The 23,838-nt window shown below is 55.6% G+C and carries 20 protein-coding genes; 14 read left to right on the forward strand and 6 right to left on the reverse strand.

Annotated elements, in window-relative coordinates:
- Positions 1-72: 72 nt before the first annotated feature.
- The 3 genes from MCB86_RS00465 to MCB86_RS00475 form a co-directional block, all read right to left on the reverse strand.
- Positions 73-1,164, reverse strand: coding sequence for an AbrB family transcriptional regulator (locus MCB86_RS00465; RefSeq protein ID WP_239609027.1), 1,092 nt, complete (start codon positions 1,162-1,164; stop codon positions 73-75).
- A 26-nt stretch (positions 1,165-1,190) separates the two neighbouring features.
- Positions 1,191-2,471, reverse strand: a complete 1,281-nt coding sequence (locus MCB86_RS00470; protein WP_239609030.1) for a lipase family protein — start codon at positions 2,469-2,471, stop codon at positions 1,191-1,193.
- Positions 2,472-3,051: 580 nt separating this feature from the next.
- Complete coding sequence (locus MCB86_RS00475; RefSeq protein WP_045162246.1) at positions 3,052-4,236, reverse strand: citrate synthase; 1,185 nt, start codon at positions 4,234-4,236, stop codon at positions 3,052-3,054.
- 203 nt (positions 4,237-4,439) lie between these two features.
- On the opposite strand from MCB86_RS00475, the gene MCB86_RS00480 reads away from it, so the two are divergent.
- The 7 genes from MCB86_RS00480 (at position 4,440) to MCB86_RS00510 (ending at position 12,543) form a co-directional block, all read left to right on the forward strand.
- Positions 4,440-5,732: a citrate:proton symporter gene (locus MCB86_RS00480; RefSeq protein WP_045162245.1), complete on the forward strand. Its 1,293-nt coding sequence runs from the start codon at positions 4,440-4,442 to the stop codon at positions 5,730-5,732.
- Between the two features lie 93 nt (positions 5,733-5,825).
- The gene (locus MCB86_RS00485; RefSeq protein ID WP_239609032.1) at positions 5,826-7,226 is read left to right on the forward strand and encodes an OprD family outer membrane porin; all 1,401 of its coding nucleotides are present in this window, start codon (positions 5,826-5,828) and stop codon (positions 7,224-7,226) included.
- Positions 7,227-7,275: 49 nt separating this feature from the next.
- The gene (locus MCB86_RS00490) at positions 7,276-8,286 is read left to right on the forward strand and encodes a phosphoglycerate dehydrogenase (RefSeq protein ID WP_239609035.1); all 1,011 of its coding nucleotides are present in this window, start codon (positions 7,276-7,278) and stop codon (positions 8,284-8,286) included.
- 70 nt (positions 8,287-8,356) lie between these two features.
- The gene (locus MCB86_RS00495; protein ID WP_239609037.1) at positions 8,357-9,772 is read left to right on the forward strand and encodes an acyclic terpene utilization AtuA family protein; all 1,416 of its coding nucleotides are present in this window, start codon (positions 8,357-8,359) and stop codon (positions 9,770-9,772) included.
- Complete coding sequence (locus MCB86_RS00500; protein WP_239609039.1) at positions 9,765-10,073, forward strand: DUF4387 domain-containing protein; 309 nt, start codon at positions 9,765-9,767, stop codon at positions 10,071-10,073. The genes MCB86_RS00495 and MCB86_RS00500 overlap by 8 nt, the downstream gene beginning before the upstream one ends.
- 82 nt (positions 10,074-10,155) lie before the next feature.
- A complete protein-coding gene (locus MCB86_RS00505) occupies positions 10,156-11,526 on the forward strand; it encodes an MmgE/PrpD family protein (RefSeq protein ID WP_239609041.1) in 1,371 nt (456 codons plus the stop codon).
- A gap of 30 nt (positions 11,527-11,556) precedes the next feature.
- Complete coding sequence (locus tag MCB86_RS00510; protein ID WP_239609043.1) at positions 11,557-12,543, forward strand: alpha/beta hydrolase; 987 nt, start codon at positions 11,557-11,559, stop codon at positions 12,541-12,543.
- Positions 12,544-12,614: 71 nt separating this feature from the next.
- Here MCB86_RS00510 and MCB86_RS00515 read toward each other — a convergent pair whose 3' ends face one another.
- The gene (locus MCB86_RS00515; protein ID WP_239609045.1) at positions 12,615-13,424 is read right to left on the reverse strand and encodes a class II aldolase/adducin family protein; all 810 of its coding nucleotides are present in this window, start codon (positions 13,422-13,424) and stop codon (positions 12,615-12,617) included.
- 83 nt (positions 13,425-13,507) lie between these two features.
- Here MCB86_RS00515 and MCB86_RS00520 point away from each other — a divergent pair, with 83 nt between their 5' ends.
- The gene (locus MCB86_RS00520; protein WP_239609046.1) at positions 13,508-14,437 is read left to right on the forward strand and encodes a LysR family transcriptional regulator; all 930 of its coding nucleotides are present in this window, start codon (positions 13,508-13,510) and stop codon (positions 14,435-14,437) included.
- A gap of 154 nt (positions 14,438-14,591) precedes the next feature.
- Positions 14,592-15,470 (forward strand): alpha/beta hydrolase, encoded by an 879-nt coding sequence (locus MCB86_RS00525; protein ID WP_239609048.1) that lies wholly within the window; start codon positions 14,592-14,594, stop codon positions 15,468-15,470.
- A 241-nt stretch (positions 15,471-15,711) separates the two neighbouring features.
- Here the strand turns inward: MCB86_RS00525 and MCB86_RS00530 are convergent, their stop codons facing one another.
- Positions 15,712-16,944: a DNA-binding transcriptional regulator gene (locus MCB86_RS00530; RefSeq protein ID WP_239609050.1), complete on the reverse strand. Its 1,233-nt coding sequence runs from the start codon at positions 16,942-16,944 to the stop codon at positions 15,712-15,714.
- Between the two features lie 143 nt (positions 16,945-17,087).
- Between MCB86_RS00530 and xylA the strand changes: the two genes are divergently transcribed.
- The 5 genes from xylA (at position 17,088) to MCB86_RS00555 (ending at position 22,565) form a co-directional block, all read left to right on the forward strand.
- Complete coding sequence (gene xylA, locus MCB86_RS00535; RefSeq protein WP_239609051.1) at positions 17,088-18,404, forward strand: xylose isomerase; 1,317 nt, start codon at positions 17,088-17,090, stop codon at positions 18,402-18,404.
- A 136-nt stretch (positions 18,405-18,540) separates the two neighbouring features.
- Entirely contained in the window at positions 18,541-19,542 is a 1,002-nt protein-coding gene (gene xylF, locus MCB86_RS00540; RefSeq protein ID WP_045162214.1) for a D-xylose ABC transporter substrate-binding protein, read from the forward strand.
- 102 nt (positions 19,543-19,644) lie between these two features.
- The gene (gene xylG / locus MCB86_RS00545; protein ID WP_045162213.1) at positions 19,645-21,201 is read left to right on the forward strand and encodes a D-xylose ABC transporter ATP-binding protein; all 1,557 of its coding nucleotides are present in this window, start codon (positions 19,645-19,647) and stop codon (positions 21,199-21,201) included.
- Entirely contained in the window at positions 21,202-22,338 is a 1,137-nt protein-coding gene (locus tag MCB86_RS00550; RefSeq protein WP_045162212.1) for a sugar ABC transporter permease, read from the forward strand. It abuts the gene before it with no gap.
- A gap of 59 nt (positions 22,339-22,397) precedes the next feature.
- Positions 22,398-22,565: a DUF2790 domain-containing protein gene (locus MCB86_RS00555; protein ID WP_080890595.1), complete on the forward strand. Its 168-nt coding sequence runs from the start codon at positions 22,398-22,400 to the stop codon at positions 22,563-22,565.
- A 222-nt stretch (positions 22,566-22,787) separates the two neighbouring features.
- Here the strand turns inward: MCB86_RS00555 and MCB86_RS00560 are convergent, their stop codons facing one another.
- Positions 22,788-23,834, reverse strand: coding sequence for a low specificity L-threonine aldolase (locus MCB86_RS00560; RefSeq protein ID WP_045162211.1), 1,047 nt, complete (start codon positions 23,832-23,834; stop codon positions 22,788-22,790).
- Positions 23,835-23,838 lie beyond the last annotated feature (4 nt).

The raw sequence follows: 23,838 nt of genomic DNA on the forward strand, positions 1-23,838 counted from the left end.
AAGCACGACCATCAAGACTGTGCCTAATGACGAGGCGCTTACCCTAAAGCCATTGTGTGACACGGCTAATCGTCACAACTCAGCCGATTGATGCCGGCTCTGCCAGCCGGCGACCGCTCTTGCCACTCCCGGCCCGATCGACAGCACCATGAGCAAGCGCAAGAACTGCGATGCCAGTATCAGTGGCAGAAGCACATCGGCGTCTCTGGCGATGATGACGATGGTTTCGATGCCGCCTGGGCTCAGGGCGAGATAGGCTGTAAGCAAGCCGATGTCCGGAATCATACGAGCCAGCACGAGGGCTAGCAGGCCACAAACGAGAATGACCACTGCAATCGCCGCCAGTATTACTGGCAACAGCGCCAGACAATGTCTTAGCGCGCTACGAGTGAACATCAAACCCACGTACCAGCCCGTTATCGTGAAGGCGGGGATGAAAATGAATGACGGCACCTCGATGCTGATCAAACCGGCCGCTTGCAATGCCGTTCCGCCGAATGCAGGAAACAGAAGCGCGAGGGCGCCATTGCCGGTCAGTTTAGCCACCGCATAGCCGCAAAACGCAAGGCCGAGCCCGGCGAGGATAGGCCCGTATTCCGCAGATAAAGACCACGCGAGCCCAGCCGGGCCGGATGCCGATTCGCCAGTCCCATGCGTTTGACCGAGAATTGAGGCCATGGAAATTGAGGCAACCGACACCAGCACGATGCGGGAATACTGCATCATCGCGACGACACGCGGATCGGAATGGTGGGTATCGGCTAATAGCACCATCGCAGATGCCGCGCCTGGGAAAAGCCCCCAGATCGCGGTGGTGTTGGGCAGCCACCGACAACGCGCGATGATCACGCTGACAATTACGATAATGGCCATGGTTGCGATGTTGGTTGTCGTCAACGCAAGCCAATGATCTGTATACGCAGCGAGCAAGCTAGGCGTGATGAATCCCGCTATCAGACAGCCCATCACGCTTTGCGCGCCGAGCGAGAAGTTTCGTTGCAGGCGAAGGCCGGCTCCGCTCAAAGCAACCAGTATCGCCGCGATCATAGGGCCGAGCATAAAAGCAGCAGGCATCCTCAGCTGGTGCATCAATGCCGCGGCCCCGGCGGACAATAGAATGAGGACGAGCCAGGAGGTGGTTCTGCGAATGCCGTGTCTTGTCATTGTCGAGTCCAGGGGCGCACCCCTTATCAATCGTCGTTAAAGGGTGCGCTGGGATCTTTCTCACCGGGAGGCCCAGGAGGCTGGATATTCGAGCAATTCGGCGTGTACTGCTGTTCGGCAAGTTGTGCATCCGCAAAAGCGAAGGCTTCGTTCAACGAGCCATGCAGCACGCCGTCATGACCCAATCCATCGAAAACCCGCCATGTAACCTGATTTCCAGCAGCGCACAATGCTGCCGCCACGGCATGCTGCCTTTTGGGTGTAATCGTCTCGTCGGCCTGGCCTGTGGCGATCAATAGCGGAAATGGAATCTCGGCCAATGGCATGTCGGTCGTGGGAACACGCAGCGCGTCAAGCTGGTCGCGAGTAATCGCCAAGAGGTCGGTAAACGAGCGAACCTTGAGTTCTCGGGCTTTGAGAGCGATATCACGCGTACAACCCCGTCGGGCGATGTCGAGAAGCTCAAGCCCCTGAGATGAAAGTATGTCCTCAATCGCCGGCCCATCTCCGCGCAACCCTCCGGTGGCGAACGACAGGAACATGGTATTGGAATAGCGCGGCGGAACCGCGACCGGCCCTTCGGGGAACGTGCTGTTAGGAGCTGTGATAATCGCGCCGAGGATAGTTAGATCTGGTGCATAAGTAGCGCTGAGTAGCGCCGCTCCTAAAGCTGCGCCTCCACCTTGCGATTGCCCTGCAAGGAAAGTGCGTCTTGATAGACGCCCAGGCCTAACGGCGTGGGCTGCGCGAATCGCATCGAGAACAGAGCGTCCCTCTGCTTGCCAGACCGAATAGGGGTGAGGTCCCGGACCTCCCAAGCCTTGATAGTCACTGGCAACGACGGCGAATCCACGCTCTAGCCAGCGATTGATGTATGCAGCATCACGCGCTTTGAAGCCGGTCCAGGAAGGCGCGCAAATGTCAGCGATGCCAAGCGTGCCGTGGGCCCATGCCAAAAGTGGCCAACCTTCAGACGGAGGAGGGGCCGCCGGTAGAAATAGTGTTCCGCTGACAGGAACCAACCCTGACTGCCAGCGCTGGTCCGTGGAGCTGTAGAGGATGCGAATCGCCTCAGAGGCCGCCGGGATCTCTTTCTGCGGCTGGAGCGTTTCGCTCCTCAGCGCAGCACCGGGAGACGCGGGCATCTCGTCCTGCCATCGATAAAATGGCGAGAGGTCCATGTCGCCTGCGGAGGGGCCTACTGGTAGTTCATTGGCGGTCATTACGTTAGGTAAAACCACAATGGATGCGCATAGCCCAATGTGCGCCAGAATCCGTGAAACGTTAAAAGATCGATAAATCGGCATTAGAGTTCGCCTCTATACGAGACCATCAGAGCAATATCTGAAAGCCAGCCGACCGGCCAACTTAGACGAGAGCAGGGTCGAATATCACCCATACCGAATTGCCAGCTATTACCTGTCACTTGAAAAAGAGTGGCTTGCAAGCTCGGTTGGGCATTTGTTTTTTAGCCGTGGAATACAGCGTTGTTCTGCCCGAGCAAGAACATCAGGTCGACAGGCCGAGTGTTGATTGTTCTGTAGTTGGTGATGCGCTGTTCGGACAGGACCTGACGCGCTACTCCGCCGCCCGGTTACGCCATAGCTTGATTGAATTTATGCTATTGATTTAATGCCGTAAATCTGTACGAAATTCATCAATGTAAACTATTCATTGCATCGAGACGGGCAGGGGGCGTTGGCTCACGGAGCGTCGAGGCCCAGGGCGCCTACAGAAAAGCGGGCACCTTCATCTTCGAGCATTAAGGAGTGTTGGCTGAGGTGTTAGGTGGAGCCGCTGGGCGATCGACTTGCCTCGTGGAGGGTAGGTTTGCTATTTAACGAAGGACGAGGCGGACGCGGCAAAGGGGCATCGCCTCGTCACCCATCATGGAAGCTTGCCGGTGTAGTTAGCACGTTGACGGGCCGCAGGTTGTTGGCATTGTTCGCTGGCATGAGCAATCCAGCCGATCGTCCTGGCAATCCCCGCCAACGCTAGCTCCTCTCCGACAAGATTGCATTTTCTTCCCACAAAGCTGGCCAGCAGAACGAACTCTGGTGGTTTACGAACCAACTCGTTGGCCACCTCAGCGGCTTTGAGCAGATTTTTGAACTCCTGATCAGCCTCAAATGTTTCTACCAACGCAGCCATCAGATTGCCAACGCGAGGATCCACCACTTTGTGGGTGGAATGGTTAAACCCAGGTATTTCACCGCTCTGGCTGAAGTGCTGCAGAAGGGCTGGAGTAGGGTCTTTCGCGGTACATATTTCGGAGAGCAGCCGGTTGGCTGCCTGGTGTCTGCTGTAAGCGGTTCGCCTGCCTTGATATGTAGTCAGCCCTGCGATTGCCGCATAGTAGGGAGTCACACCTGTTCGGGCCGCAGCTCTGACGCTATAAGTGCAATGATCGAATTCATGGTCGATGAACAGGACCATTAAGCGTCTGATCAGGTCCCGATACGCTGGGTCTACGCCCAACTCCGCGGTCAAGAATTCGTGCAATGGCCTTGTACTAGGAGCTCCGCGGCCCGCGATAAGCGATGCCAGGATGCGTACGACATCGGCGCCAGTCCGGGCGTAAGCGTCGGGCGACAGGTCGAATGATCGCGGGTTCTCTCGTTCAACCAACGGAAAAAGCGCAATCGCTTTTTCTGAGACGGTCATATCACGGTAGAGCTCAAGCAGTGCCTGGGTGCTTTCAGGCATCACGGGGAGCGAATTTGAAAAGGCTCCCGACGATTGCCAAATGAGCTCCGCCGCTTCTTCAACGGACGCTGAGTCGGCCAGTTCTACGGCGCTTACGCCACGGTAATAGACGCCGTTGTCCGTCAACAGGGTGATGGCACTGCTTTGATTGCCCAGGTCTAGTGCCGGCTGTGCGGCGATATTGGTTCGCTGCTCGCCCTTGGACAGCCTTTCGATGTCGGCGGCCCAATATCGTCGCTTTCGAGATCCTTCGACTTTGACCGATCGGATGTTCTTACGGCTTACATAAGCGTACAGAGTTGGCAGGTTCACACCGAGACGGCTAGCCGCTTCCTCAGCTGTCAGATACAGATGATCGTCGCTCATAGGTAAACCGCCCTGGCCATTTACAGATTTCCTCACCGTTCCCGTCGTATCTCGACAGCGATCGATTTAATCATGTATGCATAAAAAAAGTAAATATGCACTAAAAAAATCAAGATTTACGCACAGATAATCAATATGTACTGTTGCGTTGTGATCACCTGACGAGTGAATCGCATATTTCTAAAAATAAGAAGGATGGTGATATGGCTTGGATTGGTTTCGGGATGGTCATTACCTTTATGGCCTTGATCATGACTAGACGATTGTCTGCCGTGGTAGCGCTTATTCTCGTCCCAGTAGTTTATGGACTCTTGGCCGGGCTGGGTGGTGACATGGGCGGCATGATCATGGATGGAATGCGCCAAGTCGCTCCGATCGCGATCATGCTGGTGTTCGCGATACTGCTGTTCTCAATCATGTACGACGCGGGGCTTTTCGAACCGATCGTCAGAGTAATAACACGCTTTGCCGGCAGCGACCCCCTGCGGATCAGCCTGGCGACGGCCTTTCTTGGCGCGGTGACCTCTCTTGATGGCGATGGAACCAGTACCGTACTTATCGTAGTGACGGCATTTCTGCCCGTTTATCTTCGCATCGGAATGAATCCACTGATTATTGCGCTGCTTATCCTTCTGACCAACACAATGATCAATATCATTCCTTGGGGCGGCCCTACGGCCCGTGTTGCCAGCGCTCTGCACTTGGATGTGATGGATGTCTTCGTAGGGCTTATTCCGGCCGCCTTGCTAGGACTCGTCTATGCCGGAGGCGTTGCGTGGTGGCTAGGCATAAGAGAACGAAAGCGCCTGGGTTGGGCGCCTGGCAAAGATATGCTGGCGTCGGAAACAGACGTGGCGATACCGGAGATTGATCGGAGTCATCAGCGGCCAAAACTCGTCTGGGTCAATCTTTTCCTGATGCTTGGAATGGCTGGGGCCATGGGTACTGGTTTGGCGCCGTTGCCAGTCGTCATGGTGGTTACCTTCGCCCTAGCGTTGCTGATCAATTATCCGCGGCTGGCAGAGCAGAAGAAGCGCATCGCAGCACACGCAGAGAATGCGGTTACGGTTGCCACACTTATCTTCGCCGCCGGTGTGTTTACGGGCATTCTCACTGGCTCGGGGATGGTGGACGCAATGTCCCAATCGTTTGTTTCGGTTATCCCAGAAGCTGCCGGTAGTTATATGGCGATAATTACTGCGTTCGCGTCGTTACCTTTCACCTTCTTCATGTCTAACGACGCTTATTTTTTTGGGATCGTCCCAATCCTTGCTGCCGCTGGAGCTGAATATGGGGTCGATCCAATTCATATCGCGCGAGCCTCTATGCTTGGGCAGCCCGTACATGCGCTCAGCCCACTGATCGCGGCCATCTATGTGATAGGCGGGCTTCTTAAAAAGGAGATTGGAGAGCTCCAGAAGTTTGCGCTGTTGCCAGCTATCTGCGCATCGCTGGTTCTAATTGCGGGTGCCTCCATTACCGGGGCTATTTCCTAGCAACTCATAGCGAATTGATGTGAAACATCGCTTCCGGTGATTACCGGCGGCAGCGGGTTCCTGCTGCAAAAAATAAATATAAAGGATCAGGAAATGAAAGCAAAAAAACTTATATCGGTAATCGTATCGGCGATAGTTTTAGGTGCACACGCCAAGGTTTTCGCATCCAACATCCACGATTACAACAGAACTAACAACGATGGTAAGTTCAATGTTTATCTGCGAGCTGTACATATCGATACCAGAATTGAAAACGGCATCATCGAAGATGACTTTGGCGGCTTTCCATTTGGAAGCCGTCTCGGCGGTACGGCCCTCGGTTTAGTTGCAGACTATAACTCGGGTTACTGGCAAGACAGCATCGGCTTTGACGCCTCTCTTTATGGCGTCGCAAAAATTGATGCCCGACCGGAAAACCGGGATCTTTTCGATGACACGTCCGGCGAAAGTAAAGGATTTGCGAAGTTAGGCCAGGCAAGTCTGAAACTTCGCCATGCCGGTGATAACTGGTCTGCTGCGCTTCAAGCCGGCCGCGGAAGGTTCGATGCCGGTACGGTAGTCACCCTTGACACACGGGCGGTGCCGGGGAGCCTTCAAGGGGCTAGAGGGCAGATTCAAGTTGACGGGCTCGATATTGGCCCATTGCCGGGTGTATTGAATATTGATGGTGCTTACGTCAATAGAGTGTCTCCTCGGGACCGGGAGGATTTTGAACGGATACTGAGTAAAGGCGGATTTGAAGTAGACGACATCAAGACATTCAGTGTTACGTACGATGCCAAGCTGTTCGCCCTGAAGTTTGCCAAGGGTGTCGCTGAAGATTTCAACAAAAACACCAACTATGGTCTGACACTACGAGCCCCATTGGGTGAAAACAGCGGCGCCGTTTTTGATACCCAATACTACGATTTCCGTCGAGGCGGCAGCATCTGGGACCGTGACTGGCTAGATGGGAATGCCGGCTACGATGACAAAGCAAGCTGGCTCAACCTGAATCTAGGGCTAAAAATTGATCACTGGAGTTTTGGGCTTTCTTATTCAAAAACACGCGCCGAGCTGACTAATGGGCAACTTGGCTACGCCTTTTTTGATCATGGCGAAAACGTTGACGGCCTGATGGATGCCTGGACTCGCTCGGGTAACGACTTCAATAACGACGACGAGCAGACTTGGCAGATAGCCGGAAAGTATGAATTTGACGGGAAATCTATCGCTGGGATTTCGCTGGATGGCTTCAATGCGATGGTTCTATTCAAGCGAGGCAAATTCGATGCGACCAATCCATTTTCCGGAGTCAATACAGACATTCAAGAAAGTCAGGCGGAATACCGGCTGAATTATCGATTTGAAGAGCCGGATTATCAAGGCCTCTCGGTTGGCATGATTTATACGCGCTACTGGATTAACGAAGATTTCGTCGCGCTCGTGTCCGCTCAACCAAACAATGTGGTGAACGGCAAAGAGCTCAGAGTGTACGTCGATTACGCGTTTTAACCCTTGAACGAGAACCCCAGTATGCAGAGCGAAGTTAAACGGTGAGCTTATGCTGAGTAACGGAAAGTCAGTGGTTGTAACACCAAAGTTTTTCGACGATGCGGCGATCAGATACCTGGAGGGGCATGGTTGTTCGGTCACTTTAGCCCGCCTGCCTGACGATAAGGCAGATGCCGCCGCGACAGAGGCAGAGTTGGTCTCGGTTTTGGCCCAAGCGGATGCTTGGATCGTCGGCCATGCAAACGTGACGTCAAGCCTCCTCGAATCGCTACCTCGGCTCAAGGTCATTGCACGTAGAGGCGTGGGCTACGAAAAGATCGATCTCGACGCAGCAGCCAAAACAGGGAAGGTCATAACCATCGCCACCGGAGGTAACGAAGAGAGCGTAGCGGATCGCACCCTGGCTCTGATGCTTGCGGCGGCACATCGTCTTCGGGAATCTCAACAGCAACTCATAGATGGACCTGCCTCGATCCTTCTTGGCAGCGATCTCTACGCTAAAACGGTGGGCATCGTCGGATTAGGTCGTATCGCCAGAAATGTCATTAGAAGATTAAAAGCGTTCGATACGACCATCTTGGTAAATACGCCACGGCCCGCATTCGTTTATGGCGAATCGATGAACATTGAGTACGTTGAGCTGGAAACACTTTTACAGCGCAGCGACTTCGTGTCCATTCATGCTCCGTTGAAACCCGATACACGTCACCTAATCAACGCTGACCGCTTAGCGCTGATGAAAGAGAACGCTTTCTTAATCAATACGGCTCGCGGTGGTCTTGTCGACGATCAGGCGCTTCTAGCGGCACTGAAAGCAGGAGATATCGCCGGGGCTGGACTTGATGTCTTCGAAAGCGAACTGGATGCGAGCCTTGCTGAAGTAACCAAGGAAATGGTCCGCCGTCCGAATGTCGTAGCCACTCCGCATTCAGGTGCATCGACACATGAAGGCTTGCAACGGACGAACATGGTAGCGGCCAACTGCGTTGCATCGGTACTTAATGGAGAAATGCCTTCTTCGAAATGCCTGATCGCAGGTCCCGCCAACTGCGCTGGTTAAATAACTCAACAAGTAGCTGTGCTCAGGCACGGTGTGTTGCGTACCTACTAATAGTTCAAGAGATATTTTTATGAATCGGAATTTGAAAGACGCGATTAGAATTATCGTACCCTGTGGTTCTTTGGGCGCTGGCGTACGTGAGGATGAAATAGCATACGGGCTGGAGCAGGGGGCTCAGGCAATCGCTACGGACGCCGGCTCGACCGATAGCGGTGCGGCATATTTGGCGTTGGGGATATCCAAGAACAATCGCGGCGCGGTCAAACGCGATTTGACAATTTTGATGCAAGCCCACGCCGATAGTGGTGTCCCGATAATAGTAGGGACCTCCGGACAGGCAGGCGGCGATCTGAACCTGGCATGGACTCGCGATATTGTGCTCGAGGTTGCCGGTGAACTGAATATCACGCCTAGAATCGCACTGATTCATTGCGAACAGGATAAGACAACGATTAAGAGGCTGAACGCGGAAGGGCGTATCACTCCGCTTCCGCCGTCCCAGTCTTTGGATGACGCCACTATCGACTCCTGTGAGCATATCGTCGCTGCGCTGGGCGTCGAGCCATTCGTGGCTGCCCTGGAAGATGGCGCAGACATCATCCTGGCCGGCAGGGCGACCGATACCGCCGTTATCGCAGCGTTTCCCATCTGGAAGGGAGCGCCCTGGGGACCCTCATGGCACGCAGGGAAGATCGCAGAGTGTGGCGTGCACTGCGCCGACAACCCTACGGCGGGCTCCGGGGTTTTGCTCACGATTGACAAGGACGGTTTCGAAGTAGAGCCACTGAGTCTGAATAATCGCTGCACCGCCAAGAGTGTCTCTGGGCACATGCTCTACGAGAACAGCGACCCATTTCGTCTTATCGAGCCAGGCGGAGTCCTCGACGTAAAGGACGCTGAGTATCAAATGCTGGATGAACGCGTAGTTCGGGTGACGGGTTCGCGGTGGGATCCTAAACCCTACACCATGAAACTGGAAGGCGCCGCAGCAGGGCTGTACCAGACGCTCATGCTAGTTGGCGTGCAAGACCCGGACGTACTCGCGGATATCGATGGATTCCATGATCGCCTGTTGGAAGCACTTTATGTGCGCACGCGCCAGTGCATTCCTGCACAAGAACTCGGGGAATTTCATATCTCTCTCCGTATGTACGGTTGGAATGCGGTCACCGGCCTCAAGCCCCCAGCGGGCACTGCGACACCTCCTGAACTAGGTATCTTGTTCGTTTCGACCGCAGCGACCCAAGAGCTGGCCAATTCGATTGCCCAGGCCTGCAACCCGTATTTTTTCCACTATCCCAGCATTATGGGGAAAGAACTGCCTTCATACGGATTTGCTTTTTCTCCTGCCGACATCCCGCGCGGCCAAGTTTACGAGTTCAAGTTGAACCATGTTGTGAAGCTGGACGATCCTTTCGAACTAGTTAGCACTGAATGGCTGACCTTCGGGCGCAAGAATAAAAGTGAGGAGAAAAGCAATGCCTAAATTACGTGAAGTGTGCCGCTATATCAGATCGAAGCAAGCGGGGCCATTCTGGATTACCTTCGACATCTATTTTGATGGACGTGAAAATTTCAATCGCTACCATGAGAGCGAAGCGCTTTCTGCTGAAGCGTTCGCACAGTTATATGGGGCGAATCCTGCGTTCATAAAACGTATTCCGGTCCCGCAGCTCGATATGATAAAGATTTCTTACCCGAGACTGACGCCTCAGGGCGGGATCGTTGAGCGAGACATGCACGCAGGTCAGCAGTACGTCCGACTGCTAAACGTTTCTGTCGATTAATTGAAATCCCTTATGTCCTGATCGGCGCATAAGGGATTTTTTGTGGCACTTATTGGGCTGTGTTTATTTTAAGGGGGTGGGGATGGGAAGCCATACGCTAGCAAAGAGCATCGCGAAGTATGCGTACGAATTTCCAACAGCAGAGTACTCAGACGAGCTGAACACTATCGTTCGTAACCGGTTTTTGGACAGCCTTGCATGCGTATTAGGCGCGTATGGTGCAGCCCCAGCTCAAGCTAGCGTCGCATATGCCGCCTCGGTACCGGGTCGAGCCAGTATTTTTGGAACGGCTGTAAGAACTGCGCCTGAATATGCTGCATTTGCCAATGGCGTCATGGTGAGGTTTCTGGATTACAACGATGGCTACATGGGCCTGGAACCTGGCCACCCAAGTGACAACATTCCGGCGTGCCTGGCTGTTGCACAGGCGGAGCGCGCGAGTGGGCGAGAACTGATCGCAGCCATTCTACTCGCGTACGAAATTCAAATGCGATTTCAGGATGCGGCGAGCTTGAATAAGCGGGGCTGGGACCATGTCAATTACATCAATATCTCGATGGCAGTTGCTGCCGCCAAGTTGATGAAGCTTACAGAGCAGCAAATAGAGCAGGCAATTAACATCTCGCTTAGCGGCCATCTGGCGATGCGCCAGGTACGCTCTGGAAATTTGTCGGACTGGAAGGGATGTTCCGCAGCAAACGCTGCGCGCAACGCCATATTTTCAGCACAGATGGCGCGGCATGGAATGACCGGGCCATCACCGATATTCGAAGGGGAGATGGGCTTCTGCAAACAAATCACGGGCGACTTCTTTCTGGAAGTTGCCGATTTCGGTTCCGTTGCAAACGAAGATTTTGCCATTGAACGCTCGCTCACCAAAACGTTTCCTACCAACGGAGAGCTACATACTGCTGTATGGGCAGGGATTGAGCTAAACAAGCGAATAGATGACATATTCGATATCCAGGCAATTTGCATCGAAACTTCCGACTTCAACAAACGTGTCTTGGCCGATGCATCGGATAAATGGCGTCCTCAGACTAGAGAAACCGCTGACCACAGCTTGCCTTACAACGTAGCCCGCGCCTTGATTGATGCGGATATTTCCGTCGATTCGTATTCGCTCGAAAAGATAACGGATCCTCTCGTCATCTCCCTGATGGACAAGACGATAGTTGTAGAAGACCCGAAACTCACGAAACTATTTCCCAAACACTTGGCCAATCGAGTCACCGTCACGTTGAAATCTGGTGAAGTACTGGTTAGTGAAATTATTACTGGACCAGGCTCGCTTGAGACGCCCATGACTGGGAAGTGTTTCGAGAAGAAGTTCCGGAAGATGGCGGCCCCGTATCTGGGGGAGGGTGCACAGAACGACATTCTGGACTTCGTCTCTACGCTCGAACAGCAATCTGACTACGACGCTCTTTTTGCCGCCATGATGAAAATGTGAGTTTGTATCAGTCCAAACGAGAATAATCTCATGGAACATACTGAACATAGTTATCTACCGAACTCGATCGTAACGGATCAGTTATCGGCCGTTCACCCGGACCTAACCAGGGTTTCTTCGCTGTTGAGTCAAGCTGGATTATTTCTTCCAAAAGGAGAGGGGATCTCAGTGGTGAGAGCTTATTTACAGCGAATAGCGCAATTCGTCTCGGCAAGCAGCGTGCCGTTGGCACTCGAGCAGTCAATGGCTTTTCTAGCGAATGGGCGCGAAGTGCCCTGCAAACTTTACTGGCCCGACAGGGGTTATCCGCCAGGCTTAATGTTTTATTGCCATGGCGGCGGGTTTAGGCACGGCTCGTTAGAAGACTGGGACGCCCCCCTGAGGCAGTTAGTGCGCGAGAGCGGGGTGGCAGTCCTTTCAATTGAATACGCGCTTGCACCCGAACAACCATTCCCTGCGGCCTTCGAGGAAGTGGTTGCGATAGCCAGACAGGTGATCGGCGACCGCATGGTTGCCGGGTTCGAAGTCAATCGATTCGCATTAGGTGGTGACTCAGCAGGCGCTAATTTGGCGCTGGGAGCGGCCGTCGCACTGCGTGAGAATGGGGTAACTCCGTTGGAGCATCTTTTGCTTTTCTATGGAGTGTATTCAAAAGATACAACGTCTGAATCATGGAGCCGGTTAAGCGGTGTCGGCGGGCATGGGCTTTCTGCTGATTCGATGCGTCAGTACTGGGATAGCTATCTGGTACACGATGAAAACGACTGGCGGGTTCAACCGCTGTACGCAAACCTGGACGGCCTTCCGACGACTCGACTGGTAGTTGGTAACCTGGACCCGCTTCTAGATGAAAACATCGCACTGCAACACAAACTTGAACGTGTCGGTGTCGAGTCAAGTCTGACTGTATCTCCTGGGGTCATTCATGGTGTGCTTCGTTTTAACGAGGTAGCAGAAGTAGTTAAAGATTTGGTTCGTGTCGAAGGGCAAGCGCTGCGCAGGTCGTTCTTAAAATAGGCCGCTTCGGAGTTCCATATTTGAATGCGCCGGCGCCTGCTCGTGCAGGGACGGCGCCACATAGTATGAGGTTATTCGAACAGGTCTGGATGCAGGCGCGTAATCATTTCGTATTGGGGCTGGTAATTTCCCCATACTACGAGTTCTGAACCCGTGAAATCCCTGGTCTTACGAGCAACTTCCGGGTTGATGGGTTGGAAGTCATGGCCGGCGGCCTGCACCATTAGTTGGGTTTCGCAAGCTCTTTCGAGCTGTACAAATAACGACACTGCGCTATCTACATCCTTTCCTACGCTCAAGAGGCCGTGGTTCTGGAGAATCAATGCGATGCTTCCATCCGCTAGATGGTCAGCAATGGCATCTCCTTCTTCGCTTTGGTGCACGACGCCGTTGAAGTTCGAGAACACACGATGGCGCTCGAAAAACACGCAGCCGTCTTGCGTGAGTGGTTGTAAAGGCTGGCCAAAGGCGGACCAAGCACGCCCTTGAGGAGAGTGAGCATGTGCTACGGAGTGAATGTGCTGATGACGAGCATGAATCCGAGAGTGGATCATGAATGCCGCCAAGTTGACGAATGCATTTCCCTCTACCAGTTGCCCTTTGTGATCGAGGCGCACAAGATCACTGGCGCGTAACATCGAAAAATGCAGGCTTACCGGATTCACCCAAAAGGTATCTGGCTCGATTGGGTCTCGAGCAGTTATATGCCCAGCGAGGCCGTCATCGAACTGATAATGAGCAAATAGCCTGAACGCCGCCGCAAGTCGATGCTTGATATAGGCCCGCTGTTCAAGTGGATCATTGAATGTAGGCGGCATTGGTATTTTGGCGGCACCCTCACCACCAACTGTGCTCATTTTAACTTGGCTCAAAATATCCATAACCGGGACCTCTTATTATTAGTGGGGTTTGAAAATAGCGCAGGCCGTTGGCGGTGTATAATGGCGATATTTCACATAATTACATGAATGCAATTCATTCGATGAGCGACCTAAATCTATTTCGCGTTCTGGTTGCAGTAGCCGAGACGGGGAGTGCGACCGAGGCGGCTGAGCGACTCAACTTATCGCAATCAGCGGTCTCGCATGCTTTGCGCCGACTTAGAGCTGCCCTTGACGACCCGTTATTTGTTAAACACGGCCGCCAACTCGTGATGACTCCGCATACGCGAGACATTCTGCCCACGGTTCGAAATGCGCTCAGTGAACTTGCCACTACCGCGCGGCGTGAAAGGGTGTTCGATCCTTCTGAGTCAGCAATGACGTTTCGCTGCGGTCTTCGCGATGCACTGGAATTTCTGATCATGCCGACGCTCCTGCAGCGCGCTCGAGCAGGTGGTTGGGGAGTGCGCTTTCAAAGTCGGCGGATGCAGGGCGAAGATATCGAGGCGCTAATCCTCTCAGGAGCGCTCGACGTTGCGATGAGCCTGGAATATCCGGTCAGCGAACTGCTGGCGAGTCGCGAAGTGGTCAAGGAACAGCTCGCAGTGATGGTTGGGCCACAGCACCTTGCTTTCAACCAAGGCGAAATCGGTCTTTCCGATTATGCGAAGAGTGAGCACGTTCTTGTTACCTTGACCGACCGCGAACGCAGCACTGTCGACCAAGAAGTGCTTGGCCTGACAGGGGAGCCACGGCGAATAGCTCTGCATTGCGAGCATTACCACGCGGCAGCTCAGGTGGTAGCCCAAACGGACCTTCTACTGACAATGCCGAGGACGTACGCGGAACGGCTCGCCCATCTGACGGGCAACCGGCTGGTGTCCTTACCTTTTACCAGCACGGCCATCTCTGTGAGGTTGTACTGGCGCAAATCCCTCGGCGGTGAGCCGTATATGAGTTGGCTTACGAAAGAGCTCGTGGACATCATGATCCTAATGAAACGGGAGCCTTGAGAACGCCGAGATTAGTCTGAGGAGGGCATGTGAACGCTTTACCCGGTTGTTCTAGCGTCAACATGAAGTGTGAACATTCGCATCACAGTTGGCATCTTGAGTGCCGTCAACTTCGGCTTAGCATGCGCGAAACCGTTAAGAAGGAGTCATCGGCGTGTTCAACGAGTTCCGCAAAGAGTTTCGGCATGTAAACGGTGTTCAGATTTGCTATCGCATCGGCGGTCATGGACCGGGGCTGCTGTTGCTTCATGGGCATCCGCAAACGCATGTGATCTGGCACAAAGTGGCGCCGATACTGGCCAGACAGTTCACGGTTGTCGCAGCTGATTTGCGGGGATATGGAGACTCAGACAGGCCTGCAGCGGACCCTGAGCACGCCCGCTATAGCAAGCGCGAAATGGCTCGGGATATGGTCGAGTTGATGACGTCTTTGGACCTGCCGCACTTCGACGTGCTCGCACACGACCGCGGCGCGCGAGTTGCCGCTCGATTGGGGATGGACCACCCTGAAGCGGTGCGACGAATGGTGTTGCTGGATATCGCACCGACCTTGGCGATGTACGAGCAGACCAGTGAAGCCTTCGCTCGAGCATATTGGCACTGGTTCTTTCTGATTCGCCCGGCGCCTATGCCGGAGACACTCATCGAAGCAGATCCAGATCTCTATCTTCGCAGCGTGATGGGCGGTCGCAGTGCCGGAATGAAGCCATTTACCGAAGAAGCGTTTGCTGAGTACCTCCGTTGTCTTCGGCTACCCGATAGTGCGCGCGGTATCTGCGAAGACTATCGCGCAAGCGCCTCCATTGACCTAGACCATGATCGAGAGGACCTCAAAGCCGGGCGGCGACTGCTGGCACCATTGCTGGTGTTATGGGGCAAGCATGGCGCAATCGGCCAATGCTTCGATCCGTTGAATGAATGGCAAAAGGTTGCTGCCGATGTCCAGGGAACGGCACTGCCAGCCGGCCACTATCTAGCCGAAGAGGTGCCAGAGATATTGCTGGAGCATGTATTCGGTTTTCTGGAGCGGTGAGCAAGCCACAGCTTTAGGACAATCTGCCAGTGGCAGCGTCTCGGTAATCCAGGCGCTATCATGGCAGCTTGTCGTTTGCGGCTGAAAGATCAGGCCTGAACACAGCTCGACAAGCTACGAGAGTGGCGCTGGTTCATATACTGCGTACTTCGCATAATCTATATTATGTTAAATAACGTATTGGGTTGTGAGTGTTCATGAGGTCCCCCGGGTCAAATGCGCCGTTTACCGTTATGCAGGATCACGTCGCGAGAACTGATCTGTTGTCGCTACTCGTCTCTGCGCGGGGATTCCCAACGTTGTTGGCGGCTTGCTGGTATTCACGGGGCGTACACCCGAACTCGCGCCGAAACACGGTATGCAGGTACTGCGCAGATTTGAAGCCACAATGTTGAGCAATATCCACCATCGTCGAATCGGTGTTCTCCAGCCTGCTTGTAGCTGCGGCCAGTTTGAAACGCAAAATCTCGTCATGCACGCTGCACCCTCGCGCTTTTCGAAAATGCGACTCCAACGATGAACGCGACACGCCCACATAGGCCGCTACCTGCGCTGTCTTGATGCCCTGGCAAGCGTATTGGCGGATAAACAACAGCGCCCGCATGACGTACGGGTTACCCAATGGCTGATGCAGGCTCGATAGCTGTACGTTGACCGCATCAGGCGGTATCAGTATGTGCGTGCTGGCCGACGGCACACCGTGCAGCATTTGATGGAGCAGATGCGCAGCGGTCCGGCCCATGGTTTCGGTGCCCTGAACGACCGAGCTCAATGGCACCCGGGTCAGGCTGCGTGTCAGCGGGTCGTTGTCGATACCGATCAACGCCACTTGCTCCGGCACTGCGATCCCGGCGGTCAGGCAGGCTTGCAGCAACTGCCGGGCGCGAGCATCCGTCACGGCGATGATGCCAATGGGTTTGGGCAGGCTTTGCAGCCAGGCGATCTGCTTTTCGACGGCGCTGTCCCAAAGCGGCGCGCTGGTACCCATCCCGCGATAGACCTCGGCATGCAAGCCATCGCGTTTCATCAGTTGGCGAAACACCTTTTCTCGTTCCTGCGCCCAACGATTGGCCTGTGCTTCAGGCAGGCTGAAGCAGGCAAAACGCGTCAGTCCGGCCTCGATCAGGTGCTCGTACGCCAGCGTTATCAACGCTTCGTTATCGGTGGCGACGTACGGAATACCCTTCGGATAAGCGCGCTCGTCCTGATAGGAACCGCCTACCGCCACAACGGGCACCTTGATGTCGGCCAGCGCCTCGCCAATCATCGGATCATCGAAGTCGGCGATGATCCCGTCCCCCTGCCAGCGCTCGATCCCTTTCAGCCGACAGTGGAAATCCTCCTCGAGAAAAAGATCCCAGGATGCTCGAGTGCTGCTCAAGTAGTTACCGATGCCGCTGATGATGCCGCGGTCGTAGATCTTGCTGCCGTTGAACAGCAGAGCAATACGGTGAACGAGCGGTACGGTTTTCATTGTTCTTGTCCTGAGCCGATCAGTACCTAGGCGGTAGTAAAGGCTAGGTCAAAATCGAACCCTGGGTTGGTGACTTTCATACTAATTACCCATAGGGCCGTTGCTAGTATCGGGACACCGCCAAGAACAAAAGGACATTACAAGTGCCCTACTTCCCCGATGTCGAAAAGATTCGCTATCAAGGCACCGCCAGCGATTCTCCCCTATCCTTCCGTCACTACGATGCCGACAAGCTCATCCTCGGCAAACCCATGCGTGAGCATTTGCGCATGGCGGTCTGTTATTGGCACAGCTTCGTCTGGCCAGGCTCCGATGTGTTCGGAGCGGGCACGTTCAAGCGTCCGTGGCAGCAGCTTGCAGATCCGATGGAAATGGCGATGGGTAAGGCGGAGGCTGCATTCGAGTTCTTCTCCAAACTCGGAATCGACTACTACTGCTTCCACGACACGGATGTTGCCCCGGAAGGTAACTCGCTCAAGGAGTACCGCAACCACTTCGCGCAGATGATCGACCATCTGGAACGCCATCAGGAAGAAAGCGGAATCAAGTTGTTGTGGGGTACCGCCAATTGCTTCAGCAACCCACGCTTTGCCGCCGGCGCCGCCAGCAATCCTGATCCGGAAGTGTTCGCCTGCACCGCCGCTCAGGTGTTTAGCGCCATGAACGCCACTCAACGCCTCAACGGATCGAACTACGTGTTGTGGGGCGGCCGTGAAGGCTACGAAACCCTGCTCAACACCGACTTGAAACGCGAACGCGAGCAACTGGGCCGGTTCATGCGCATGGTGGTCGAGCACAAGCACAAGATCGGTTTCAAGGGCGACCTACTGATCGAGCCCAAGCCCCAGGAGCCAACCAAGCATCAGTACGACTACGACAGCGCCACCGTATTTGGCTTCCTGCATCAATTCGGCCTGGAAAACGAAATCAAGGTCAACATCGAGGCCAACCACGCGACCCTCGCGGGCCATAGCTTCCATCACGAAATCGCAACGGCAGTTTCGTTGGGGATTTTCGGGAGCATCGACGCCAACCGCGGTGATCCACAGAACGGCTGGGATACCGATCAGTTTCCCAACAGCGTCGAAGAAATGACCCTGGCCATCTATGAAATTCTCAAAGCCGGTGGCTTCCAGAATGGCGGGTTCAACTTCGACGCCAAGGTGCGTCGGCAGAGCCTTGATGAAGTCGATCTGTTCTATGGCCACGTCGCCGCGATGGATGTCCTCGCTCTGTCCCTGGAGCGCGCGGCAGCCATGGTGCAGAACGACCGACTCCAGCAGCTAAAGGATCAACGCTATGCCGGCTGGCAGCAGCCGTTTGGACAGGCAGTGCTGGCGGGCGAGTTCAGCCTCGAATCATTGGCTGAACATGCTTTCGCCAACGAACTGCATCCGCAGGCAGTAAGCGGTCGTCAGGAGATGCTCGAAAACGTGGTCAACCAGTTCATCTACCCCTGACAGCACCCGGTCGGCGTCAGGCGGTTACATTCTCGCGACACTTCGTTACGCACGGCGCCGTCCGACTTTCTACTGTTCTATAGCACTACCCAATCGTCAGGCAGTGTCTCCAACAACAATAAAAGGGCGCACCACCATGAAAACCGTAAAGCGCATGTTCCTCGCCGGGGCCCTTGCCCTGCTCTCGCTTCCACTCATGGCCGATCCCGCGAATCCGAAAATCGGCTTCTCCATCGATGACCTGCGCCTGGAGCGTTGGGCCCGGGACCGTGATTACTTCGTCGCGGCGGCGGAGCAATTGGGCGCCAAGGTCTTCGTCCAGTCGGCCGATGCCAACGAGCAGAAGCAGATTTCACAGATCGAGAACCTCATCTCCCGCGGCGTCGACGTGATCGTCATCGTGCCGTTCAACGCAACCGTGCTGACCAACGTCGTGGCCGAGGCCAAGCGAGCCGGAATCAAGGTGGTGTCCTACGACCGGCTGATTCTGAACGCCGATATAGACGCCTACATTTCATTCGACAACGAAAAGGTCGGTGAACTGCAGGCCCAGGGCGTGCTGCAGGCGGCGCCCAAGGGCAACTACTTCCTCCTCGGTGGCGCCCCTACGGACAACAACGCCAAGGTGCTGCGTGAAGGGCAGATGAAGGTCTTGCAGCCGGCGATCGACAAGGGCGACGTCAAGATCGTCGGGCAACAGTGGGTCAAGGAATGGAACCCGACCGAAGCGCTCAGCATCGTCGAAAACGCCCTTACCCGAAACGACAACAAGATCGATGGCATCGTCGCCTCCAATGACGCCACGGCAGGGGGCGCTATCCAGGCGCTGGCGGCGCAGAAGCTGGCCGGCAAGGTGCCGATTTCCGGCCAGGATGCCGACCTGGCGGCGGTCAAGCGGGTAATCGGAGGCACCCAGACCATGACCGTCTACAAGCCGCTGAAACTGATCGCCTCGGAAGCCGCCAAGCTCTCGGTGCAGCTGGCGCGCAACGAGAAGCCAGCTTACAGCTCCCAGCTCGACAACGGCGCCAAGCAAGTCGACACCATCCTGCTCACCCCTACCCTGTTGACTCGCGACAACATCGATCTGCTGGAAAAGGACGGCTTCTACACCAAGGCACAGATCGCCGGGCAATGATCATCGAGCTGAGCAGACTCGACTGACGACCCGACCGCGACCCACGTGGATTGGCAGGCGCCCCTGCCGTCCCCGCCCGTTGCTTATCTGTGAGTATCTCCCGTGACCGATTACCTGCTGCAAATGAACGGCATCGTCAAAGCCTTCAACGGCGTCAAAGCCCTTGACGGCATCGATATCAAGATCAAGCCTAGCGAATGCGTGGGCCTCTGCGGTGAGAATGGCGCCGGCAAGTCCACGCTGATGAAAGTGCTCTCGGGCGTCTATCCCTACGGCACCTGGGACGGTGAAATTCTCTGGGACGGTCAGCCGCTACGGGCAAAATCGATCAACGAAACCGAAGCGGCCGGGATCGTCATCATCCATCAGGAGCTGACGCTGGTTCCGGACCTGTCGGTGGTCGAAAACATCTTCATGGGCCACGAGCTGACCCTGCCCGGCGGGCGCATGAACTATCCGGCGATGATCCACCGCGCCGAAGCCCTGATGCGTGAACTCAAGGTGCCAGACATGAACGTCTCGCTGCCGGTGTCGCAGTACGGCGGTGGCTACCAGCAGCTGGTGGAAATCGCCAAGGCATTGAACAAGCAAGCGCGGCTGCTGATCCTCGACGAGCCTTCATCCGCCCTCACCCGCTCGGAAATCGAGGTGTTGCTGGACATCATCCGCGACCTCAAGGCTAAGGGCGTAGCCTGCGTCTATATCTCCCACAAGCTCGATGAAGTGGCGGCCGTGTGCGACACCATTTCGGTGATCCGCGACGGCCAACACATCGCAACGACCGCCATGACGGACATGGATATTCCGAAAATCATCGCCCAGATGGTGGGACGGGAGATGAGCAACCTCTACCCCACCGAACCCCACGACATCGGCGAAGTGATCTTCGAGGCGCGCCACGTCACCTGCTACGACGTCGACAATCCCAAGCGCAAACGGGTCGACGACATTTCCTTCGTTCTCAAGCGCGGAGAAATCCTCGGTATCGCGGGGCTGGTCGGCGCCGGCCGCACGGAGCTGGTGTCGGCGCTTTTCGGCTCCTATCCGGGCGGGTACGAAGCGGACGTCTTGCTAGAGGGCAAGCCGATCGACACCCGAACGCCACGCAAATCCATCCGCGCCGGGCTGTGCATGGTTCCCGAAGACCGCAAGCGCCAAGGCATCATCCCGGACCTGGGTGTCGGCCAGAACATCACGCTGGCGGTCCTGGAGAACTACGCGAGGATGACCCGCATCGATGCCGAAGCTGAGCTGAGCAGCATCGATCAGGAAATTTCGCGCATGCATCTCAAGACCGCGAGCCCCTTTTTACCGATCACCAGTCTCTCCGGCGGCAATCAGCAGAAGGCCGTGCTAGCCAAGATGCTTCTGACGCGGCCCCGCGTGCTGATTCTCGACGAACCCACCCGCGGGGTGGACGTCGGTGCCAAGTACGAGATTTACAAGCTGATGGGTGCGCTAGCGGCTCAAGGCGTGTCGATCATCATGGTTTCGTCGGAGCTGGCCGAAGTGCTGGGAATTTCCGACCGTGTCCTAGTCATCGGCGAAGGCCAACTACGCGGAGACTTCGTCAATCACGGACTCACCCAGGAACAGGTGCTCGCCGCCGCGCTCAGCCAACCCGCTGACCATAACGATAATGATCGGAAGTCCGCGTAAATGAACCACGTCAAACAATTATTCAGCCGCTACAAGATGCTCGCGCTGGTGATCGCTGTAGCAATTATCTGGTTGTTCTTCAGTTGGCAGACCGAGGGCGGGTTTCTGACGCCGCGTAACCTTTCCAACCTGCTGCGGCAGATGTCCATCACGGGAATTCTCGCCTGCGGCATGGTGCTGGTGATTATCAGCGGCGAGATCGATCTGTCGGTGGGCTCGCTGCTTGGCCTGCTTGGCGGGCTGGCAGCGATCCTGGACGTGATTTACAACGTGCCGCTCCTGGCGAACCTGAGCCTGGTCGCTCTGTGCGGGCTGATGATCGGGCTGGCAAACGGCTACATGACCGCCTACCTGCGCATCCCCTCCTTCATCGTGGGGCTGGGGGGCATGTTGGCGTTTCGCGGAATCCTGCTGGGGATCACCGGCGGCACCACCATTGCTCCGGTATCGCCGTCCCTGGTTTACATCGGCCAGGGTTATTTGCCGCATACGGTGGGTGTGGTACTTGGCGTACTGCTGTTCGCCCTGACGCTGTTCCTGACGTGGAGACAGCGCCGCAATCGCGCCCTTCACGGGCTGGCTGCGCACTCGCTGGTTCGCGACCTGTTGCGCGTGGCCTTGATAGGCGCCGTGCTGGCCGGGTTCGTCTACACGCTTAACAGCTACGACGGCATTCCGGTTCCTGTGCTGCTCCTGCTCGTTCTGCTTGGCGTGTTCAGCTACGTCACCAGCCAGACCGTATTCGGCCGACGCATCTATTCGGTTGGTAGCAACATGGAGGCGACGCGGCTATCGGGCATCAACGTCCAGGCCGTGAAACTGTGGATCTTCGGCATCATGGGTGTGATGTGCGCATTCGCCGGCATGGTCAACACCGCGCGCCTGGCCGCCGGCTCACCGTCGGCCGGCAGCATGGGCGAACTCGACGCCATCGCCGCCTGCTTCATTGGCGGCACCTCGATGCGCGGTGGCTCCGGCACTGTCTACGGCGCCCTCCTTGGCGCGCTGGTCATCACCAGTCTGGACAACGGCATGTCCATGCTCGACGTAGACAGCTACTGGCAGATGATTGTCAAAGGCAGCATTCTGGTGCTGGCCGTGTGGGTAGACGTGAGCACCCGAACCGGACGGCGCTGACGTAAACCAATGCACTAACTTACGGGCGCACCGGATCACGGCACCCGTGTTCCGCATCGATGGGTGTGATAACCAATATCACACCCATCTTTTGTTCAGATGCGTACGGAACGAAGCTGGATATAGAAAAAGTGTTGTCTATCTCGACTCGAGATAGTGCTGTCTGCGAACCGGTGGAGCAGACCATGAAGTACATCGATTCGTCCGGAAAATCCCAAACGCTGTAGTACGTCGTTTTGTCCACGGCATGTAGTCGGAGTTAATGATCGCCGAGGCGCCATGTACATGCTTCACGATGCCGGCGGGATCTTTTACTAGATCCGCCGCGAACATCTTCGGGCTGGATTGAACCGGCCGTGCAAACCAACCTGTGAATTAATCAATGTCTATCGGCTTCGGCCGCAAACCGGGTGGATGCCGCTTCCGTGCGGCACCGGCGAAGGTCGCAACTACTGGTTCTCCATAACGACAACGCGAATGTCATCCGCCAACTGCCGCACACGCTCCTCGCTGGTATCCCAGGAGCACATGAAGCGCGCACCGCCGACACCGATGAAGGTGTAGAACATCCAACCGCGGCTTCTAAGCGCTTCCAGGGCCAAGGGTGGGATGCTTACGAAAACGCCATTGGCCTCGACGGGAAACATCAGCTCCACGCCCGGCACATCGCTGATCAACGTCGCAAGTAACTGGGCGCAGCTGTTCGCATGGTCGGCGTATCTCATCCAGGCATTGTTTTCCAGCAAGCCGACCCATGGCGCAGATAGAAAGCGCATCTTCGATGCCAGCTGTCCGGCCTGTTTGCAGCGGTATTCGAAATCTTCAGCCAGGTCGCGATTGAAAAACAGAATGGCTTCGCCCACGGCCATACCGTTCTTGGTCCCGCCGAAACAGAGCACGTCCACGCCAGCCTTCCAGCTCAGCTCCGCCGGCGATAATCCAAGAAACGCACAGGCATTGGCGAAACGTGCGCCGTCCATATGCAGATGCAGCCCCAGTTCTTTGCAGGTATCGCTGATGGCCTGGAGTTCGTCGGGCCGGTATACGGTGCCGATTTCAGTGGCCTGGGTAATGCTGACAACGCGCGGCTTGGGGTAATGGATGTCCTTGCGCTTCAGCGCAATTTCACGGATTGCCGTGGGTGTGAGCTTGCCTTGCTCGGTCCGCGCCACCAGCAGTTTGGAGCCGTTGGAGAAGAATTCCGGCGCGCCACATTCATCAGTTTCGATATGTGCAATATCGCCGCATATCACGCTGTGATAGCTCTGGCAGAGCGAAGACAGCGCCAGAGAGTTGGCCGCCGTGCCATTGAACGCGAAGAACACTTCGCAATCGGTTTCGAACAACTGGCGGAAATGGTCCGCGGCGCGGGTCGTCCATTGGTCGTCGCCGTAAGCCCGATCATGGCCCTGGTTCGCCCGGGCCATGGCCTCCCAAGCTTCCGGGCAGATGCCCGAATAGTTGTCGCTGGCAAATTGCTGATTGGCGGTGGTCATCTAA

This window comes from Pseudomonas sp. KSR10 (assembly GCF_022355455.1).
GTDB lineage: Bacteria > Pseudomonadota > Gammaproteobacteria > Pseudomonadales > Pseudomonadaceae > Stutzerimonas > Stutzerimonas stutzeri_E.

Excerpts from the sequence above, each read along its gene's own strand:
- MCB86_RS00470 (WP_239609030.1), bottom strand. The coding sequence starts at position 2,471 with ATGCCGATTTATCGATCTTTTAACGTTTCACGGATTCTGGCGCACATT.
- MCB86_RS00530 (WP_239609050.1), bottom strand. The coding sequence starts at position 16,944 with ATGAAAACCGTACCGCTCGTTCACCGTATTGCTCTGCTGTTCAACGGC.
- MCB86_RS00490 (WP_239609035.1), top strand. The coding sequence starts at position 7,276 with ATGCTGAGTAACGGAAAGTCAGTGGTTGTAACACCAAAGTTTTTCGAC.
- MCB86_RS00495 (WP_239609037.1), top strand. The coding sequence starts at position 8,357 with ATGAATCGGAATTTGAAAGACGCGATTAGAATTATCGTACCCTGTGGT.
- MCB86_RS00555 (WP_080890595.1), top strand. The coding sequence starts at position 22,398 with ATGGGTGTGATAACCAATATCACACCCATCTTTTGTTCAGATGCGTAC.
- MCB86_RS00465 (WP_239609027.1), bottom strand. The coding sequence starts at position 1,164 with ATGACAAGACACGGCATTCGCAGAACCACCTCCTGGCTCGTCCTCATT.
- MCB86_RS00505 (WP_239609041.1), top strand. The coding sequence starts at position 10,156 with ATGGGAAGCCATACGCTAGCAAAGAGCATCGCGAAGTATGCGTACGAA.
- MCB86_RS00485 (WP_239609032.1), top strand. The coding sequence starts at position 5,826 with ATGAAAGCAAAAAAACTTATATCGGTAATCGTATCGGCGATAGTTTTA.
- MCB86_RS00515 (WP_239609045.1), bottom strand. The coding sequence starts at position 13,424 with ATGGATATTTTGAGCCAAGTTAAAATGAGCACAGTTGGTGGTGAGGGT.
- MCB86_RS00520 (WP_239609046.1), top strand. The coding sequence starts at position 13,508 with ATGAATGCAATTCATTCGATGAGCGACCTAAATCTATTTCGCGTTCTG.
- MCB86_RS00510 (WP_239609043.1), top strand. The coding sequence starts at position 11,557 with ATGGAACATACTGAACATAGTTATCTACCGAACTCGATCGTAACGGAT.
- MCB86_RS00560 (WP_045162211.1), bottom strand. The coding sequence starts at position 23,834 with ATGACCACCGCCAATCAGCAATTTGCCAGCGACAACTATTCGGGCATC.
- MCB86_RS00475 (WP_045162246.1), bottom strand. The coding sequence starts at position 4,236 with ATGAGCGACGATCATCTGTATCTGACAGCTGAGGAAGCGGCTAGCCGT.
- MCB86_RS00500 (WP_239609039.1), top strand. The coding sequence starts at position 9,765 with ATGCCTAAATTACGTGAAGTGTGCCGCTATATCAGATCGAAGCAAGCG.
- MCB86_RS00550 (WP_045162212.1), top strand. The coding sequence starts at position 21,202 with ATGAACCACGTCAAACAATTATTCAGCCGCTACAAGATGCTCGCGCTG.
- xylF (WP_045162214.1), top strand. The coding sequence starts at position 18,541 with ATGAAAACCGTAAAGCGCATGTTCCTCGCCGGGGCCCTTGCCCTGCTC.
- MCB86_RS00480 (WP_045162245.1), top strand. The coding sequence starts at position 4,440 with ATGGCTTGGATTGGTTTCGGGATGGTCATTACCTTTATGGCCTTGATC.